We start from the raw sequence: 20,096 nt of genomic DNA on the forward strand, positions 1-20,096 counted from the left end.
TGACTACCGCCGCGCCGCCCGCACATTGGCCGACACCGCATCCGGTATCGCCCACATCCACAACATCATCCTGACGGGGTGACACCAGCAGCCTTCCCGGCCACGCCTTCACCGAGTTACGAGACGTCCTTTAGAGTGCTCTCCTCGGGCTGATCAAGGTTCTCCAGTGAGAAGATCTCCACCGCTATCCCGCGGTCCTCACCCTTGTGAGTCTCCATCACCATCCGGGAGTGCCCCCGGGCCCGGTAGCCGAGGCTACCCAACTCCTCTCCAGTGTGGTCCTTCACGCACCATGGCGGGCAACCGCTGATGCGTGCAGTCAAGGGCAAATTGTCGACCTGACCCAAGACCTTAGGCATATCCGGGATGTTTGCATTTATCACGGACAAAGGACGGACGTCGTGTCCGTCAACCTGGCAGTGCCATCGGCACTTCGCATGTTCGACCGGGCGTCAGTCCGGCGATCGGACCTACAGTGACCGAGCCCGGCCTTCTGCTTTGAGGTCAGTGCCTACCCGGGCAGAAGGTCGGGAACCGGCGGGCGGGGAAGCCGTTCCAGAGGGCTGAGCCCCTCCCATGTGGTCGAGAGCGAGAACCGTTGTTTTGCCTCGAAGATGTCGGTGAACACACTTTCGCAGGTGATCGCCAATGCTTCCTCGTCGAGTTCGCCGGGCGACCAGCGCAGCCACGGGCTTCCGGATTCTGGGGGGTCGAGCTGGTCTAGCGGCTCGAATCCGATTTCGGCGAGCAAGTTGGTGACTTGCTCCGCGCGTCGTCCCCGGCCTGGCGGCGTTGTTTCGACGGTGAGTCCTTCATCCGAGGTGATGAGGAGGAAGGTCGTTGGGCGGTAGGGGTCGCTGAAGCGTACCGAGGCGCCCGGGTTTTCCTGGAGCCAGATGATCCATTGGTACATCAGCCAGATGCGGGCCTCCGGTGTGGCCGCCTGGGTCCGGTCGAGGACGGGTGGCCACAGCTCGGCCGCGTCGATGTTGTCCAGCAGGGCCTGTGTGAACTCGGTTTCTTCTGCCGGCCGGCCCGCTAACCGGGCACGTTCCGACAGCAGTGCCGCCGCGTACCCGGCGGCGAGCTTGTTGTCGGAGTTGATGGCCTGTTCCCAGTGTGCGCGCGCGGTCCCGTCTCGTGGGTCCGGCGATGCGACCGAGCCGAGTGCGAGGTGTAGCCAGTCACGGGTCTGCGCGTCGGCGTCGATCAGCCCGGCTTCGAAGGCATGTCGGGCGGAGTCGGGGTCGCCGTGGTCGGCGTGCATCCAGCCCAGGTGCAGTGCCGCGACCGCGGCCAGTGCCCGGTCGGCGCTGCGCAGGGCGGTTCCGTAATCGGACCGGGCTGCCTCGGCCCTGCCCTCGACGTCGTTGATGATCGCGCGGTGCAGGTGAGCCAGCGGTCCGACCCCGGTGTTGTCAAGGTCGATCGCCGCGTCGAGCGCGGCAGCGGCGGCGGCGTTGTCCTGACGCTCGTCCCGAAGAAAGACTCCGAGCGTTACCCCGGCGGCTGCGCGGGACTCGACAGGTCCATGGCTCGCCAGGGCGCGCAGGAGGTTGTGCGCGTCGTCGAGCCGGCCCTGGTTCCACAGGTCCCGCGCGAGATCCAGCGGCCGTTCCAACTGCAGTTCGAGCCGGCCTACGATTTCGCTCATCGCCTCCGGCGTAGACAGTGTTGGGCTGAGCATCTCAGTGCGCCAGTCGCCCGGATGTTCCCGGTTAACGGCGCTGACGACGGCTGCCGCCTGACCAGGATTTACCCGCGCGATTTCGTTGATCAGCACCGCGGCGTGACTCCATGCACCAGCCCGGATCAGGGCGAAGACCGCCGCGGCCGGCTGTTCCCGAGCCAGACCCGCCAGCGCGGCGAACAGTGGCTGCAGCCGTTCGAGGTTCACGTCGGCGACCCGCCGGTTGGCCAGGGACTCCGGCCAACGCGCATCGTCGACGAGCGCAGCCTCGACAATCCGATGCTGCATTCCCGGGTCGCCCGCCATCGCGATCATCAAATCCGCCAGGGAGACCGCCCCGCGGGTCAGCCCTGCTTCCCGGATCAGCCGGTACGCGTCCAGCGGCCGACCGACCTCCTGTAAACCCCGCACGAACGCGGCGACGGACCCGACCGGCCGCGCAGCCGACGCGTGGACGAACAGGCCGAGCGCCAGCTGCGGTCGTTCGGCGGCACGGAGCTGGTCGGCGGCCAGGATCACCTGGTCATCGCTCAGGCGAGCCACGGTCGTGGCCACGACCCGTTCGGCGTCGTCGACGAGATGCGCGCCGGCGAGCGCCACCGTCAGCGCCACGAATTCAGCGACACCCGAGGTCGCGGACGCGGCGCGGACAATGACATCTTGGTGGACGGACGGCAGCCCCACCGAGGTCATCGCCCTGGCGAGCTGGACGATCCCGTCGGGACCAGCGTGAACCGCGACAGCCGCGTCGAGAAGCGTCGACAGGTGAGCCGGCTGCTCCAGGAGCTTCGCCAGGGCGGCGATGGCACCACTCGGCGCGCGGGCAACCGAACTCAACAGGACACTGACGTCGGGGGTGCGACCCACATCGACGAGTGCCTGAACCAGGCCGGCTACCTCCGCCGGCCCACGCCTGGCGGCCGCGGCGATAACCCGTTCCGCAAGCTCGTGGTTCTCGTCGCGTCGCAACCGCTCGACGAGGGAGGCGATCTCCTGGCCGTCGCGGGAGGCAGCGACAGCCTCGATCAACGCCAGCCCGGTCCCCGGATCGGTCGCGAGAAGCTCCGTCAGGGTCCTCGCGAGTTGGGGCGGCGGCTGCCGGAGCATTGAGTCGGTCACACCGGAGGCCCGCGGTAGGCCGCCGACGCCGGCAGCGCCACGGCCATGTCGATTACGCACAAGGGTGAGGGAGCGACCGTCGTTGCGGGCCCGCTGCTGCGGCACCGGCCTCCCCTTCGCCTCCAGCCCCCGGCGGACGTGCCAGTACAGGGTGTCCAGATCAATCAGGTCCGACCCGTCCGGAACCCCATGGCTGAACGCGTTGAGCAACTCCCCGGTGAACGCCGTGAACTCCTCCCCGATCGGGGCCAGAGCACGCTTCGTCTCCGCCGACGCCGTCAGCAGGTAAGTCCCCTCGATCCGAGCCTGGTCGGCCATGTCCGTCGACCCGCCCATGCCACCGACCAGGGCCTGGCCGCTGTAACAGCAGTCAAGGATGACGACCTTGCCGGGACAACTCGCGGTGTCTATCACCTCCCGCCGCACGTCGTCGTAACGAACCGACTTGTACAAGCGCTGCTCATCCGACCTGCGCAGTGCCAGATAGAGGTCCGACGTACGCGGATCCAGCAGACCATGACCCGAAAAGTAGACGAGCAGCGTGTCGGTCGCGTCTCTCGCTGCTTCGTGCACCGCTTCCAACACCACGTCCGGGCTTTCCGGATCACTCAGCACCACACAATTCTGTGGAGGCAGCCCCCAGAGGTCAGGTTCGACCAGCAGCGCCGAGAGCCGGTCCAGGTTGTTGGTGATCGCGGGAAGCGGATCAAGGTTCGCGTAATCGGCACAGCCGACAAGGACTGCGCGGGAGCCATGCGGGTCAGGCAGCCCCATCGAGGCGCCCCGTCCCCGCCGCCGGTGCCGCATCAGCGACACCCGACCCGGCGGCCTGACTCGACAGGATGACGAGAACCTTCGCGATCGTCTCAGGCGACGCGTCGGTGATGGTCACGGATCCCGTGTCACCCGAGACTGTCAACCCAGGTGCCTTACGGCGGGACATCCGCCAGGCGTCGTAGGCCAAGAGCACGGCCGCGATGGCTTCGGCGTGGGTGAGCAGGACGCTTATGGTGTCGAAGGCGCCCATGCTCCCGTCACCCGCGGAGGTACCCGGGGTGACCTTCGCGACGCGCCTCACGTCCGGATCCCTGTTCAACCAGTGGAGCAGCGCTCCAATCACGTCGTCAGACGTCTCCTGCGTTGCGCTGAGCGTGATTCGCACCGCCACTCCCATCATCGGCTTGGGCCTGATGCCACTCCCAACGGCGGAGCATAGTGACGGTGCGTGGCGACACACATCCTCCACGCACAGACTCAAACCGACCGATGCGTATCTCTAGACGGTCCGACCGTCTCACCGACAAATCGACAGGACCGGAACTGCTACGAACGTCTACTTGTTCCTCACGCATGGTCGGATCATGGACACTGACGTCGCTGCGCCTGTCCCACGCGATCGACAACGCCCGTCTTCCAGGGCAGTCAAGCCGGAAGCTCGTCGCCTGGTGAGCTGACCTGGCAACCCACGCCGCACAACCCACCGCAGCGGGTCAACCGATCAATCCCGTGCACGAGGGTGGTGCCGATCCCAGCGCCTACCTTGACGATGAAGAACTCCGTCACCTTCCGAGATCGTCAGACGATGAGGAAATCGGCCGGTTCGCCGCGCTCTTCGTGGACCCCCCGAAGTTCGGACGGGTTCGAGGAGGACTCGACCCCGGACGCGGGCGAGTTCGCCACCCAGGCGGGGCTGACCCTGGAATGTTCCCGTCAGGAGACGTGGTCGTCGTAGATGGCCCTTTCCCGGAAGCCCGGCAGTGCGGGATTTGGGGGTGACACATGGGTCGGATACCAGATGCCGATACTCCTGCTCGCAGACGAACTCGCCGTAGCGTTCACCGCCGCCAGTGTGCAGCCGCTCGTTGTCGATGCCATCAGCAGCGCGACCCAGGGCTGTCGACGAAGTCCTTGGCGCTGCGGCGCGGGTTGCCTGACCGGAGGACGCTGACGCCTCGATGCCAACCCGCGACTGAGCGGGGAGACGGAGGCGTGTTGGGCACCCGTCGACCAGGCAACCGACATCCTCGCCGAGCACGCCCTGACCCTGACCAATCACCTGCCCGCGATCCGCGGCAGCCAACGTCCGCCCGGCGTTGACGGGCGGACGGAAGAGCTCCGAATGTGGTCGTTGACGTGTTTGCGGTGGCGGAGGGAGTCGGGATGTGCGGGCCCAGCGCCGGGCGGGGGCGACTTGTAACGGCGCTGGGCGGTCCGTTCGAGGACGAGCCGGCCCCGGGCCGGGGTAGGACAACCCGGTTTGGTTGCCGGCCTAGTTGACGGCTTTGGCGAGGGTGTCGGCCACGGCGGCGCGGGTGGGGTCGGGGTTGGCCCAGGACCAGTTGGGGTGGGCGCGGTTGGTGAGGAGGGCGAGGACGAGTTTGCGGTTGGGGTCGACGACGAGGGATGGTCCGGCGAATCCGGTGTGGCCGAAGGTGCGGGCGCTGGAGAGTCGGCCCATGAACCAGGGTTGGTTGAGTACGACGCCGAGGCCGTGTGCGGAGGTGCGGTTGGGGCGTTCGGGGTCGATGGCGGGTTTGCCGCCGTTGGCGTTTTCCAGCATTCGGCGGACGGTGGCCTCGGCGAGGATGCGTTTGCCCTGGTAGGTGCCGCCGCCCAGGAGTAGCTGTCCGATCGCGGCGAGGTCGGCGGCGGTGGCGAAGATGCCGGCGTGGCCGGCGATGCCGCCGAGGTGGTTGGCGACGTCGTCGTGGACGGTGCCGCGCAGGAGGCCGCGGGAGGAGCGGGCGTCGGTGGCGACGAGGCGGGTCTTCTTCGCGTCGGTGGAGAGCCAGGTGTTGGGGGTGAAGCCGGTGTCCCTGAGGCCGAGTGGGCCGGTGAGGTTGGTTTTGAGTGCCTGGTCGAGGCGCTGTCCGGTGACCTTTTCCACGATTTTTCCGGCGAGCATGAGGCCGACGCTGGAGTAGCGGAAGGTGTCGCCGGGGGTGGCGCCGGAGACGAGTGGGGTGGTCAGGACGGCGTTCCAGCGGGCGGTGTTGTCGGGCAGGCCGGTGACTTTGGCGCCGACGGGGAGTCCGGCGGTGTGGGTGAGGAGCATGGCGACGGTGACGGCGTTCTTGCCGGTGCCGGTGAATTCGGGGAGGTATTCGGCGACCGGGGCGTCGAGGTTGACCTTGCCTTTGTCGACCTGTTGGAGGAGCAGGATCGCGGTGTAGACCTTGGTGACCGAGGCGAGGTCGAAGATGGAGTCGGGGCGCATCGGTACCCGTTGGGCGGCGGGGAGGAGTTTCGGGCCGGCGTTGTAGCGCAGTGCTTCGCCGACGGCGGTGTGGACGGTGGTCTTGCCGTTGACCAGGACGAGGGCGACCGCGCCGGGGAAGCCTGCGTGTTGCAGGGTCTGTGGGGTCGCGGGGAGGTAGCGCTGGAGGACCTTGGTGACCTCGGCGGCGTACGGGGCCTGGTTCGCCGTACTGGCGGTGGCGCCCGGGGTGGCGGTGGCGCCGGGTGAGCCGCTCGGTGCGGAGCCCAGCTTCGCGGTGTTGCCGGCCGCGTCGGTAGCGCTGACGGCACCGGCCGGATCGGTCGATCCGGTCCAGGCCGGGGCGTTACCGGTGCCGTCGCCGCGACCGCAGCCGGTCAGGGTGGTGATGGCTGCGGCGAGTCCGGCGCCGAGCAGCGTACGACGAGCGACATACATGGCGGTGATGATGGCAGCCGGCCAGGGATCGACGCTAACCAGGTGGCATTCCCTGACCGGAGGCTGAGTTAAGCCTGTGACGGGTGCCACATTACGAACGTACGGTGATCAGGGCGCGAGCGCATCGTCCGTTTTGGAGGGTAAGCGTGTGATGACTCTCTGACGATGGTGTGACGGAGTGTATGGCTCACAGGGAACTATCAGTTTGTATTGAGCTAGTCAAGATCTTGAATCCGTTGTGATGATCTCCGTACTCTCCGCTGGCTGTTTGGCATGTTCCGGCGGGGAGGACATTGTGGCGACTCAGGCTTGGCCTTCGAGTGTGTTCACCAGGTTGACGCGGGGTCGCGTGGTGGCGTGGGCACACCGGTTGGCGATGGTGCTGATCCTGGTGTTGGTCGCGACGTTGTCGGATGTGCCGGCCCGGCCGGTCCCGCCGGCGCAGGCCGCACCGGCGACCGCCGCCCCGGCCCCCAAGCCGACGTGTCCCGATGACCGTCCGGATGAGGTTTCGGCGGCGGTCGCGGCGAAGCTGTGCGGTTCGCGGGTGGAGATCGCGGGTCGGCGTACGGAGTCGACGCAGGTCTTCGCGAACGTCGACGGCACGCTGACCGAGGAGCAGTCGCTCGCCCCGGTGCGGGTGCGTAACGGTGAGCAGTGGGTGCCGGTCGACCTGACCCTGCAGGGCCGGGGTGACGGCACGATCGCCCCGATCGCCCACCCCCGGGGCCTGGTCTTCTCCGGCGCCGCCCCGACCACTGGTGAGCACGAGGTCGCCTCGCTCGGCACGGGGGACGAGAAGGTCGGACTGGCCTGGACGGGCACCCTGCCACAGCCGGTCCTGTCCGGCCGGACGATCACCTACCCGGACGTGCTGCCCAGCGTCGACCTGGTCTTCCACGCCCACTCCACCGGCTACGAGCAGCACTTCGTGGTCAAGGAACGGGCCGGCCTGGCGCAGGTCAAGAAGCTGACCCTGCCGATGCGGACGGGCAAACTCACCGCGGCCGGTGACGGCATGGGTGGTCTGCTGTTCAAGGACAAGTCGGGCCGGCAGGTCAGCCAGGCGCAAACGCCGATCATGTGGGACGCGAAGGTCGGAACCATCTCGGGGGAGCATCTCAACCGGGCCCCGGTCGGGCTGCGGACGGTGGCACAGGGCGCCGGTCGTACGGTGATGGAGCTGACGCCGGACGCGAAGTTCCTGGCCCGTGAGGACCTGACGTTCCCGGTCACGATCGACCCGCCCGCGTCGCTGCCGGTGGCGTTCGACGCGTTCGTGCAGAACAGCTTCAGCAGTGACCAGTCGGGTGCGAGCGAGTTGAAGCTCGGCCACGTCAACGATGGCGGGTCGTTCACGGCCCGGTCGTACCTGCGGTTCGCCACGACGGACCTGATCGGTAGCCGGGTCATCAGCGCGAAGTTGAAATTGTGGAACTTCCACTCGTATTCGTGTGAGCCGGCGCAGTGGGAGGCGTGGCGGACCACCTTCGTCGACTCGTCGGTGCGGTGGACGAACCAGCCGGTGGCGCAGGAGCGGGTGGGCGTCTCGTCGGAGACCCGGGGTTACAGCTCGTCGTGTGGTGACGCGTGGGTGTACATCGAGGTTGGTAAGGCTCTGCAGTTCAGCGCGGATGGTGGATGGCACACCGCGAATGTGATGTTGCGGGCGACCACCGAGACGTGGAACGGTTCCTGGAAGAGGTTCGACTCTTCCGAGGGCGCGCACCCGCCGTCGGTGTCGATCACGTACAACGCCGCTCCGGTCGCGCCGGGGTCGGTCGCGGTGGCGCCGTGTTACACCGCGTGTGGCTGGGCCGGGCGTACGTCCTCACCCCGTCCGACCTTGTCGGCGAAGCTGGCCGACGCGAACGCGGGCCAGACGCTGCAGGCCGAGTTCGTGGTCCGGAACAAGAACACCCAGGCGGTCGTCGCGTCCTCGACCATGCTGTCGGGTAACCCGGCGTGGACGAACGGGTCAACCGCTTCGTGGCAGGTCCCGGTCGACCTGGCCAGCGGCGAGTACGAGTGGCAGGTGCGGGCCAAGGACTCGTGGAACTACGGCCCGTACACGGTGTGGGTACCGCTGACCGTGGACACGGACAGACCATTGGTGCCGTTCGTCTCCGCCGCCGTGTACCTCAATGACGGGCAGCCGCACGGTGGGGCGTCCGCCCCGGACACGTTTACCTTCACCCCCGCGTCCGGCACCAACGATCTCGCCGCGTACGTGTACCGGTTCGACTACGACACGGCGGCCACGACAACCGCGGCGACCGGTCCTCTGTCGGTGTCGTTGAGCCCGCGTGACGGGCATCGGACGTTGACGGTGCAGGCCAAGGACTCGGCCGGGAACCTGTCCAACCCGAATTTGTACGTCTTCGAGGCCGGAAGCGCCGCCCTGGCGCAACCGTTGCCCGGGGCGACGATCGTCAAGCGGACCAAACTTCAGATCACCACCCCGGTCGCCGGTTACACCCGGGGTTACTTCGAGTACCGGCGGGGTCCCGGTGCGGCGACGTTGCCGGTGCCGTCGGCGAACCTGACCTCGGCCACCGGCGCGCAGATCCTCGCGACCACCGCCAGCCCGGTCAGCCTCTCCGCGCTGGGCGGTTACGCGGTGTGGAACGCCACCGACACCCTTGGCCTGGTCGGCGGGGTGGTCGAGGTCCGTGCCCAGCTCTACACCGCGACCGGTACGACCCCGGCGTACACGGTGCCGTGGGTCCGGGTCACCGTCGACTCCAGCGGCGATGGAGCTGCGGATGACGAGGCGGGTCCGGGGTCGGTGAACCTGCTCACCGGTGACTACTCGCTGTCCTCCAGCGACGCCGACGACCTTGGGCTCAGTGTGTCCCGGGCGGCGTCGTCCCGCAGCTACCGGGACGGGTTCCAGCCGATGGCGCAGCGCTTGACGGCGAACCAGCAGCAAGTCTCCACCGACCTGACCGGGTTCACCGTCCCGGGAACGTCCTCGGCGGTGCGCTCCACCGCGTTGGGGCAGGGGGAGACGACCCCGGTCGACTCGATCGAGATCACGCCGGTGAACTCCGCCGCCGGTGACACGTACGTCACGGTCGGCGGTGACTACGGTGGCGGGCTGCGGCTGAACATGACCGCCGGCAAGACGTACCGGATGACGGGTTGGATCTACGTCCCGGCCGCGACCGGACTGGTCCCGACGGACACCCAGCGCGGGCTGCGGATCGTGGGCTACTACAACGCGAACGGCTCCTACACCACCACGTCCTCGAAGATGGCCGCCTACCTCGACGGATGGCAGGAACTGTCCGTCGACATGACCGTCCCGGTCGGCGCGACGGAGGCGTTCTTCCGCCTCTACAACGGCATGCAGGGCGGCTCCGGCCGCAAGGTCTACTGGGACAACCTCTCCTTCACGGAGATCGTGGCCCCGTTCGGACCGGCCTGGACCGGTGGCGCCACCGGTGGCGCGGCGGACGTCGACTACACCACTGTTACCTTCCCGGAACCGTCCCTGGCCCAGGTCAACACGATCGGCGGCGGGTGGATCACCTTCGCGAAGAACCCCGACGGGGTCACCTTCACCCCCGAGCCGGGCTCCGAGGGCCTCGTCCTGAGCAAGGTCGGCACCACCTCGTACCGGCTGTCGGAGATCGACGGCACCACCACCGAGTTCACCTCGCAGGGTGCGACGTGGGCGGCAACCTCATCGTGGACCCCGGAGTCGAACACGACGACCCGGTACGTCTACGACACCGCCGGCAGCCGGCTGCTCCTGCAGAAGGTGATCAACCCGGCCGAGCCGGGCGTCGACGACGCGAACCACTGCACGACCGCGACCCCTGCCCGGGGCTGCGAGGTACTTGAGTACGTCTACGCCACCGCCACCACTTCCGGGCTGTCCCAGACCGTGTTCGGTGAATATGTCGACCGGGTGTCGCAGGTGAAGCTCTGGGCCTGGGACCCCGGCACCTCCACGACGGCCTCCACCGTCGTGGCCCGCTACACCTACGACAACCTCGGCCAGTTGCGCGAGGTGTGGGACCCGCGGGTCACCCCGGCGTTGAAGACGACCTACGAGTACGGCAACGGGCGGGTCACGAAGGTCAACCCGGCCGGTGAGCTGCCGTGGATGTTCGACTACGGCAACCCCGACGTCGACACCGCCGCCCTGCGGTGGAACCTTGACGAGGGCTCCGGCACCAGCATCGCCGACGCCTCCGGCAGTGGCCGTACCGGCGCCGTCGCCAGCGGTGTCGGCTGGGGCCAGGGCAACGACCCCGACGACCCCGCCGATCGGGCCGCGACCTTCACCGCCGGCGCCAGCCAGCAGATCAGCGTCGCGGGCACCGCCCTGTCCAACACCTCGTCGTACACTGTTTCGGCCTGGGTCCGGCTGAACAACAAGGACGGCAACCGCACCGCCGTGTCCAAGGACGGGGCCAGTACCAGCGGTTTCTTCCTTAACTACGTCAAGGACACCGACCGGTGGGCGTTTTCCCGGGTCAGCGCGGACAACACCAGCGCCACCCCGGTCCGAGCCAGCTCCGACAACGGAACCGTCGCCGGACAGTGGACCCATCTCACCGGCGTCTACGACACCGCCGCCGGGCAGATGAAGTTGTACGTCAACGGCGTACAACAGTCCTCGACCGCCGCGACCGGCGGCTGGAACGCCTCCGGTAACTACGTCATCGGCCGGGCGAAGTGGGCCGGCGCCGCCGCGAACGTCTGGGACGGTGACATCGACGACGTCCGGGTCTACGGCAAGGCCCTCAACGCCGACCAGGTCGCCGACCTCGCCACCGACGAGAACCCCGGCCGGCTCCTCAAGGTCCGCCGCGCCGCTCTGCAACAGGGCTCCAAGACCGCCACCGACGGTGAACTCGCCACGAACATCGTCTACAACGTCCCGCTCACCCAGGCCAACGGCGGCCCGCACAACCTCAACGCCACCACGGCCGCGACCTGGGGACAGCTCGACCTGCCCACCGACGCCACCGCGGTGTTCGGGCCCGAGGACAACCCCGGCCGCAACAGCGCCGTCCCCACCTCACCCGGCACCGGCGGCTACACCTACGCCACCATCCACTACCTCGGCGCCAGTGGAAGAGAGGTCAACACCGCCACCCCCGGCGGCCACATCGACACCCAGGAGTACGACCGGTTCGGCAACGTCATCCGCACCCTGCAAGCCACCGACCGGGAACTCGCCCTCGGCACACTCCCCAACGCATCCACTTACCTGGCCGAACTCGGCCTGGCGACCACCGACAGCGTTAACCGGGCCCTGGCCCTGTCGACCGTCAACAAGTACTCCACGGACGGCATCGACCTGATCGATACGGTCGGCCCGACCGTCACCATGGTCCTGGAAAACCCCGTCGCCGACCCCGACGGCACGGGACCGCTGACCGCGCTCACCGCCGGTATGACCGTGATCGGTCGCAACCACGCGGTCAACGTCTACGACGAGGGCAAACCCGACGGCGCCACCTACCACCTCGTCACCACGGAAAGCGAAGGCGCCCAGATCGTCGGCTACCCCGACGCCGACGTACGGGTCAGCAAGAACGGCTACAACGCCGAACACGGCGGTGTCTCCGGGTGGACGCTGAAAACAGCGACAAAGGTGATCGCCGACGCCGGACCCGGCGGGCAAAACCTCACCGCGTACGCGGTGCACAACGCCGCCGGCCGGGTCCTCAAATCCTGGGGCATCGGCTCCACGGGCTCCGACGCGATGGCCCGCGAGATCATCTACTACACCGCAGGCACCAACACCCAGGACACCGCGTGCGGCAACAAACCCGAATGGTCCGGCGAACCCTGTGTGACCCGCGCCGCCGGCGCCGTCACCGACCACGACCCCGCCCGCATGACCACCAACCTGCCCGTACGCCGCGTCACGGAGTACACCCGGTACGGCGACGAGGCCGTCGTCACCGAAACCGCCGCCGGCAAGACCCGGACCACCACCACCCTGTACGACGCCGCGACGCGGGTGACCAGCGCCGTCATCACCTCCGACGAGGGCGCGGCCGTTGGTGCGGTGACCACCGCCTACAGCTCGACCTCCGGTGACGTCACCCAGACCACCATGGGCGGGTCGACCATCACCCGCGAGTACGACCTCCTCGGCCGACTCGCCTCCTACACCGACGCCGACGGCGGCACCACCGTCAACGAGTTCGACCGTTACGGCAAGGCGTCGAAGGTCACCGACCCCACCGGCCAGTCCACCTTCACCTACGACCGGGTCGCCGAACCACGGGGTCTGCTCACCTCCGTCACCGACAACATCGCCGGCACCTTCACCGCCAAGTACTCACCCGACGGGCAACTCACCGAACTCGGCTACCCAGGCGGATTGACCCGCAAGGACCGGCTCGACGCGAACCTGCAACCCGTCGAACGCACCTACACCCGCGACTCCGACGGCGTAGTCATCTACTCCGAGTCCGGCGTGGAAAACACCGCCGGGCAGACGGTGAACCACACCTACACCGGCGGCAGCAAGACCTACAACTACGACCGGATCGGCCGGCTGACCAAGACCCGCCACGACAGTGCGATCACCGCCGGCTGCGTCACCCGCACCTACACCTACGACAACCGCACCAACCGCACCAACAGCTCCACCTTCGACCCCGCCACCGACGGCAATTGCGACGAGGACGCCGCCGATGCGTCGGCGAACCACACCTACGACACCGCCGACCGGCTCACCGACACCGGGTACGTCTACGACGCCTTCGGCCGCACCACAGCGTTGCCGGGCGGACTGACCAACACCTACTACGCCAACGATCTCATCCAACGCCAGCAGCTCGGCGACTCCCGCCAGACCTGGACCCTCGACCCAGCACACCGATTCCGCGCCTTCACCACCGAAACCCTCGTCGACGGCGCATGGGTCAACGCCTCCTCCAAACTCAACCACTACGGCGATGACTCCGACGAGGTCCGTTGGATCATCGAGGACACCACTCTCGGCGAAATCACGCGTAACGTCTCCGGCCCGGATGGAGACCTCGCCGCCACTACCAGCGTCACGGGCGATGTGCGTCTGCAACTAACCAACCTCCACGGCGACGTCGCCGCCACCATCGACCCAGCGTTCACCGAACCAGAACTGTTCGACTACGACGAGTTCGGCATCCCTATGGCCGGCCAATCGGACCAACGCTACGGCTGGCTCGGCGGCAAACAACGCTCCGGCGAAGCCATGGGCGACGTCATCCTCATGGGCGTACGCCTCTACAGCCCCGCCCTCGGACGCTTCCTCCAGGTCGACCCCGTCGACGGCGGCAATGCCACCGCCTACGACTACTGCGCCGGCGACCCCGTCAACTGCACCGACCTCGACGGCAAATTCGGCTGGGGCAGCATCAAGAAGGGCCTCTCCAAGGTCGCCAAGGTCGCCTCCTACGCCTCCATGATCCCCGGACCCATCGGAACCATCGCCGGCGTCGTCTCCGCCGTCTCCTACGCCGCCACCGGCAACTGGAAAGAAGCCGCTTGGGCCATCGGCGGAGCAGCCGCCGCAGTCGTCGGCGCCGGAGCGGCAGTTAAAGGTGCGAGAGTAGCCGCCAGCGCAGCCCGAGCTGCAGCCAAGGCGCGCAAAGCCTCTGCGGCACGGAAGCTGGCGCGGGCCGGAGCGTCCTGTGCGCGGCGGCCAAATTCCTTCGGACCCGAGACGCCGGTACTGATGGCTGACGGGTCTTACCTACCAATCTCCGCTATTCGGGTCGGCGATGTAGTGGCCGCCAGCGTGCCCGAGACGGGCACTGTGGTTGCGATGCCCGTGCTAGATGTAATCGTTGGCCAGGGTACGAAACACATTGTCGAGATCGATACCGGCGACGATGGCGATCGCCTGCTTCGTGCTACTGCCCAACACCCCTTTTGGGTTGTTGGACAGGGTTGGACAAACGCCGTAGATATCGACCAAGAAGACAATCTGGTTTCGGTGGATGGCGAGCTTGTCGAAGTTCGATCGGTTGCTGACCGTGGTTGGATCACAGGTGAGATGGTCTACAACCTCACGGTCGGTGGGTTGCATACCTTCTTCGTCTTGGCGGGTGATCATGACGTCCTTGTGCATAATTGCAACAAAAAGCAAGGCGTCTATATGTTTGCTGACGCATGGAATAAAGGCAAAATTTACGTGGGTAAGGCCGGGAACTTCAACGTTCGCTTGGGATACTGGAAGCGAAAGGGTCGGATCAAGGGTAAGGCAACGTGCATCCATGTTTGCGGCAAATCAGATGACGTGGAGATCGCCGAACATATTTGGATGCAAAGAATCCGTCGTCGTGGTGGAAAACTCAGCAACCAGATCGCTTCGACGGGCAAGGCTAAGTTTCTCGCAAGGACCTACAGGCAGCTTCGCCTCTTCTGATTCTATCGAGGCAGCATGGTGGGCTCGTGTTTGAAGCGATCCCGCTGGGTGCGGAGTGGTGAAACTGGTAGACTTGTGAGAAAGTGAGAAGTATGGAGATTGTCGTTCGAGGTCGTTGGCATGAGGAGCACGAGCGCGAACTGGCGCGGCAACCAGACGCTGGACTGGTTATGAGCCATGCCTCCGGGTTTAGTCGAAGTAAAGGGTCCCTCGCCTTCTTGGATGAAGTCGGGCCGGTTAGTAGGATTCGCGCCTTGATAAAGGATCCTGTCGATCTGGGCCCGATCCTTCGTAAGCAATCACTGCAATCGCTGCAACTGGTGCTCGCCAAAAAGACGAAGATTGACCTCGCAGGCCTTACTGGCCTTCGTTCCCTTTCTGTGGATGGGGTAAATCAGGTAGTAGGACTTGAGCGACTTGCGTCATTGGAGGATTTGATAACTCCTGCGGCGCTGTTAGATGTCGGGGGGGCCTACCTTCGAAAGCTGCGTCGACTGTCGTTACTTGATGCCAGGCAGCTAGATAGCCTGATGTTTCTGGCTAATGCTGCTCGCTTGACTGACTTGGAAGTCCATGGTGCAGGGTCAGACCTGGATCTGGCCGGAGTGGGTGCGGGTAAACTGGCGAGCGTGACGTTTTCTGACTGTAATGGCGTGGTCGATTGGCGTCCGCTATTTGTGCAAGGTGGAATTGATCGTATAGTCCTTGAAAACTGTGGCTACATAAACCTATCGGCTGCAGAAATCGGAAGATCTACCGCGTCGGTGGTTCATATGATCGGTGAGACCTGGACTGCCGATATGAAGGTGGTCAGGCGGGGCGGGGTGCTCAGAGACCCGCAAGGAGAGTGGCCATTCCATAGCCCACTCTCCTTGCGGGAATTCTGGCGTCTGATTGGCGCTCACTTGACGTATTTGAGCGAAGAGACCGTTGGTAATTTGATAGCTGATCTCTCCTTAGGGCCAGTCCGTCGCATTTTGGGATTCGCGGATCGCCTAGCGGAAGCAGTTTATGAACTCGATACTGCTGACCTTTTTGAACAACCAGTGTACTCGCAAGAGGGAGGTGGTCCGTTTGTGCTGACGGACGACGGTTTCATGGACTTTCGCTACGATATTGTGGCGAATGGGGAGACGATATATGGGAGAGTGAAGAGAGATTCGCTTGCAGCGACCGAATTAATGGCCAGGCCCGCCGCTGAAAATTTGCTCGATGTCGCTGATCGGGCATACAGAAGCTTTTCGGGTCAATCATATCTCCATAACCCCCTGCACGAGGTCGCGACCGGATCGAATCACTCGGGATGGCCCGAAAGGGTAACTAATTAGGTTGTTAGCTGACTTCGGGCGTCCATGGGCGTCCGGCGGCGAGGCGGATCAGGGCATCGAGTTGGTTGATGCCATGTTTGGTGGTGGTGGCGAGGTAGGAGCGGATAGCGCAGAGCTGTTCCGCGCTGGTGAGGGTAGGCATACAGCCGGAGATCTTCTGTCGGAGCTCCACCATCCGGATCTGTGCTCGCTGGCGTTGTTGTCGAACGGACATCGCCGAGGGTCACAGGCGGCGCCGGCGTGAGCCGGTCCACGGTGAACACGGCCGCGATCAGATCGACTCCTTCGTGCGCTCCGACTCGTGGTCGTCGTGGTTGCCACGGTTGATGGGATCACGTCGGCGTTGTCGGACGCCTGGGCCAGCGGTCAGCGGCCGCAGTCGCACCGCGGCGGCGCTGGTCGTCCTCGGGCGAGTCGGCGGAGCATCAGGCTGATCATCACCCAGCGAGTCACGGCTTCGGAGGAAGCGGGTGCCATTCGTAGTCCACATGAGTCGACGGTGGGCGGTTAGCCGGGCCAGAGACCGCTCAACTGCCAGCACCACCCGCTGGTCAGCCGGCACGGTGACGCGCTCGCCGCGTTCGACCTGCCGGCCGCCCCGCCACCACCGGTGAGACGGGCAAGCTGCGCGAGGCGAACCGAGCGGTCAGGACCCCGTTCCGTTCGGCCCCGCTCCGGGCGGACCGGTCCCCTGCTCGAGGAGAGCGTCGGCCGTGCGCCAGCGGTTGACGGCATAGCTGAGGTAGTTCAGGACGGCGTCCTCGTGAGTAGGCGCGGTGTCGGACGCGAGCAGCGAGGCAGCGGCGAGGAGCATGCTCCGCTGCGGGCCGTCGCCGATGGCGCCCCGGAGCGCCGGATACTGCATCAGCAGCTCGGGATGGGCGGCGGCGATCCGAACCAGGTCCTGGCTGAGGTCGACCAGGTGGCGATGCCGCTGGTCGAGCACCATGCGTACCAGCGAGCTGACCATGGCGACCGGAAGTTGCCGGGTGAATCGGGCGAGGACGTTGGCCAGCAGCGCCAGCGCCGGAGCGGTGAGCGCGACGCCGGAGATTTGGGAGAGGGTGAAGAGTTCGGTGAACCATTCCCTGACCTCGTTGGTCATCTCGTCATTGGTGGTCGGGGTGATGGCGAGCATCATGAGCGCTTCGACCTCTGGTCCGGAGCCCAGCGAGTCGAGGGCGTACTGGCCCAGACGCAGCCGGATGCCCCGCGCGGGATCACCGAGCAGGCGGGCCTCCGCCATCTCGGCGAGCAGCTCGGGGTCGTGGCTGAGCCCGACGTCGCCGTTGCTGGGAGACTGCCGGAGCAGCAGGGTGGCACCGTCGGGAGTCGTGGTGAGGACACGCACGATGATCTGCCAGCTCTCGTCGTCGAGCCCGGCCCGCCACAGCCGCAACGTACGCCTGCGCCACTCGTGCGCCGAAGCTTCCGGGCCGACGACGGCACCGATGTCGACGGCGCCCGTGAGGCCGGCCCGCAGCATCACCAGGTTGGCGTTGTAGACGGCGAGGTGCGTGACGGCGTCTGCCACCGAGGGGTGGTAGCGCTCGGAACGAACCGCCTGCATACGGGTGCTGTGTTCGATGAGCGCGTGCAGGGTGTCGACCATGGGCGCGGCGTCCTGTCGCGGCATGGCGGCGTGCAGCTGCTCGGCGAAGGTGAGAATGGACCGGCGCTTCACGAAGGGCTGGTGCGACAGCAGGGTACGTAACAGAGTGCTCGCCTCGTCGAGGGTGTCGCGTCGGGACGCCTGGCGGCGCCGGGCGACATCGCCGAGAAGTTCGAGAGAGGTGGCCGCCACCAGATACTCGCCGAACGTGGCGTGCAGGAACTCGTAGCTGCTCCGCTGGGACTCCTGGTTGTGGTTGCGCGCCTCGGCGCTGTGGATGAAGAAGAACTGCCCGATCACACGCTGCGAGTGGCTCAGCGGCGCCTCGATGCTGCCCTCCGGATCCGGCCGGCCATCGACGGCCAGCGCGTCGAAATCACGGTCGAGTTCGCGGCCGGTGACGTGCTGACGACCCCGGTTGAACATCCCGAACGCGGCGACCCCGAGATACCAGAGCCGTTCGGCTATGGCGTGGTCGTCGATCGCCCGGGGATCGTCGGTCTTGGCGAGTTCGCGGCGGATGAAGTTGTCGAGCAGGCGCTGATACAGCATGGCGGTCGAGAGGATCTCGTCGCTCGGATCCGGCACCTCCGGATCGGCGGCGTAGAGGGCGAGCATCAGGAGCAGCAGCGGATGCGCCGCCAGGTCGAAATGGCGGAGCGCCGAGCCGAGCGTCAACGCCCGAAACGTCCCGCCGGCCTCGCCGGCCGCGTTCGCCCGCCGCCACGCGGCAAGCCAGCTCCCAATCTGGCCCTTGTCGAAGTCGGCGAGTTTGACCATGAGACAGCCGTCCGGGATGTGCGCCCGATCGGCGACGATGGTCCGAGTGGTGACGATGACCGCGACCGGAGTGCCCAGCTCGGCCTCCCGCTGCTGGAACGCCGCCACCAACTCCAGATAGTTCGACTGGGAGACATTGGTCGCCTGCATCAGTTCGTCCAGGCCGTCGAGCAGCACCACCCGGACCACATCGCGACTCTGTCGGGTCAGTTCCGTCCAGGAGACGCGGTCGTGCGTGTCGGCGGCCAGCGCCTGCTCGATCTGCCGATGAATCGGCGCGCCCGCGTCGACCCGCCGCAGCGGGACCCGGACCACGGTGAACGTGCTGTCCGGCAGCCAGCCGGCCAGAAACTTCATCAGCAGCGACTTGCCAGCGCCCGGATGACCCAGCACCAGCATCGGCAGCCTGGTGCTGTGCGGTGAACACAGGTGCGCGGTGAAGAGGTCGAACAGGTCACGGCGAACCGGCTGGCGCGTCCACCAGTCCTCCTTGGCAGGTGTGGCGGACGGGCCGGCCAGCGCCACCTGGAAACTGGGCACGACGTAGCAGTCGCGCAGGTCCGGGAACACCAGACGGTCGACGTGCTCGAGGGCCCCGTTGGAGATCACCGGCCGCTGCAGTACGGCCTGGTTCAGCCCGGCGAGCAGGGTCCGCTCAGTCTCCTCGTGCCGTGTACCGGTGGCGGCGATGAGCTCCCGGAGCTCCCGCAACTGCCGGTCCTGGGCTCCCAGAGCGGCCAGCACCTCCATCTCGGCCGCCCCGACCACCACCCGGGTCGCGTGGTGCTCACCCAACTGCACCCACATCCGGAACTCCGGCGCAGCCCGCATCAGGTTCCGGTAGTCGGCCTCATAGCGTTCGAGGGCACCCGCGACGAGTCCCGCGACGAAGCCCTCTTGCAGCTCGCCGACCCACCCGATTTCGTGCCAGACGCGTAGGCCGTCCAGAAAACGCAACGTCGACCTGCACAACTCCTCAAGAAACCGCCGCACGTTCGCACTGTTCTCGTGGAAGCCGCAGTAGGCGTACGGCATCGGCACGTCGGCATCGACGATGCGATCCAGCAGGTGCGCGTCCGCCTGGCTGCGCTGGGCGGTCAACGCCGCCCTCTCCTGCCGGGTCAGGGCCAGCCGCCGGTAGTTGGCCGGGCCGACCCGTTCCCGCAGCACGTCGAAGAACGCCGAGACGACGATGATGCTGTGCGCGGCGGTGATCAATTGGTGTCGCTGGTAGCCGCTCGTGCCGAGCAACCTGTCGTGGCACCGGTCCAGGAGGTCGCGGATCAGGCCGCGGGCCTCCATTTTGGCGTCGACCAACCCGAGCATCGACATCGTGCCGTTGACCGACGGGCTTGCCAGGATCAGACCCCCCAGCAGCCGGTCGACGGACTCCAAGACCGGTCGCTCATGCACCCCAAGGACCGACAAAGCACCGCGGAACGTCAGCGCCGGATCGATGTGCAACCGCGTCTCACCACCCTCTCCATCGCCGGCCCGATGCTACGACCCGGCCGCACAGACTCGAA

The 20,096-nt window shown here is 66.5% G+C and carries 8 protein-coding genes; 2 read left to right on the top strand and 6 right to left on the bottom strand.

Annotation, left to right across the window (positions count from 1 at the left end; genetic code table 11):
• Positions 1-116: 116 nt before the first annotated feature.
• The 4 genes from ACWEFB_RS29555 to ACWEFB_RS29570 all read right to left on the bottom strand — a co-directional run bounded on the left by ACWEFB_RS29555 (position 117) and on the right by ACWEFB_RS29570 (position 6,464).
• Positions 117-323, bottom strand: coding sequence for a hypothetical protein (locus ACWEFB_RS29555; protein WP_452290656.1), 207 nt, complete (start codon positions 321-323; stop codon positions 117-119).
• A gap of 188 nt (positions 324-511) precedes the next feature.
• On the bottom strand, positions 512-3,583 hold the full coding sequence (locus tag ACWEFB_RS29560; protein WP_452290658.1) for a caspase, EACC1-associated type: 3,072 nt from the start codon (positions 3,581-3,583) through the stop codon (positions 512-514).
• Positions 3,570-3,971, bottom strand: a complete 402-nt coding sequence (locus ACWEFB_RS29565; RefSeq protein WP_452290660.1) for an effector-associated constant component EACC1 — start codon at positions 3,969-3,971, stop codon at positions 3,570-3,572. Before ACWEFB_RS29565 ends, ACWEFB_RS29560 begins: the two co-directional genes overlap by 14 nt.
• 1,107 nt (positions 3,972-5,078) lie before the next feature.
• Positions 5,079-6,464 (bottom strand): serine hydrolase domain-containing protein, encoded by a 1,386-nt coding sequence (locus ACWEFB_RS29570; protein WP_452290662.1) that lies wholly within the window; start codon positions 6,462-6,464, stop codon positions 5,079-5,081.
• 376 nt (positions 6,465-6,840) lie between these two features.
• Between ACWEFB_RS29570 and ACWEFB_RS29575 the strand changes: the two genes are divergently transcribed.
• Complete coding sequence (locus ACWEFB_RS29575; RefSeq protein WP_452290664.1) at positions 6,841-14,850, top strand: LamG-like jellyroll fold domain-containing protein; 8,010 nt, start codon at positions 6,841-6,843, stop codon at positions 14,848-14,850.
• Between the two features lie 92 nt (positions 14,851-14,942).
• A complete protein-coding gene (locus ACWEFB_RS29580; RefSeq protein WP_452290666.1) occupies positions 14,943-16,178 on the top strand; it encodes a DUF4240 domain-containing protein in 1,236 nt (411 codons plus the stop codon).
• A gap of 4 nt (positions 16,179-16,182) precedes the next feature.
• On the opposite strand, the gene ACWEFB_RS29585 is transcribed toward ACWEFB_RS29580, so the two are convergent.
• Positions 16,183-16,320 carry a hypothetical protein gene (locus tag ACWEFB_RS29585; protein WP_452290668.1) on the bottom strand — a complete coding sequence of 46 codons (138 nt, stop codon included), beginning with the start codon at positions 16,318-16,320 and terminating at the stop codon, positions 16,183-16,185.
• A 504-nt stretch (positions 16,321-16,824) separates the two neighbouring features.
• Positions 16,825-20,034, bottom strand: a complete 3,210-nt coding sequence (locus ACWEFB_RS29590; protein ID WP_452290670.1) for an NACHT domain-containing protein — start codon at positions 20,032-20,034, stop codon at positions 16,825-16,827.
• Positions 20,035-20,096 lie beyond the last annotated feature (62 nt).

Source organism: Micromonospora sp. NPDC004704, assembly GCF_053601675.1.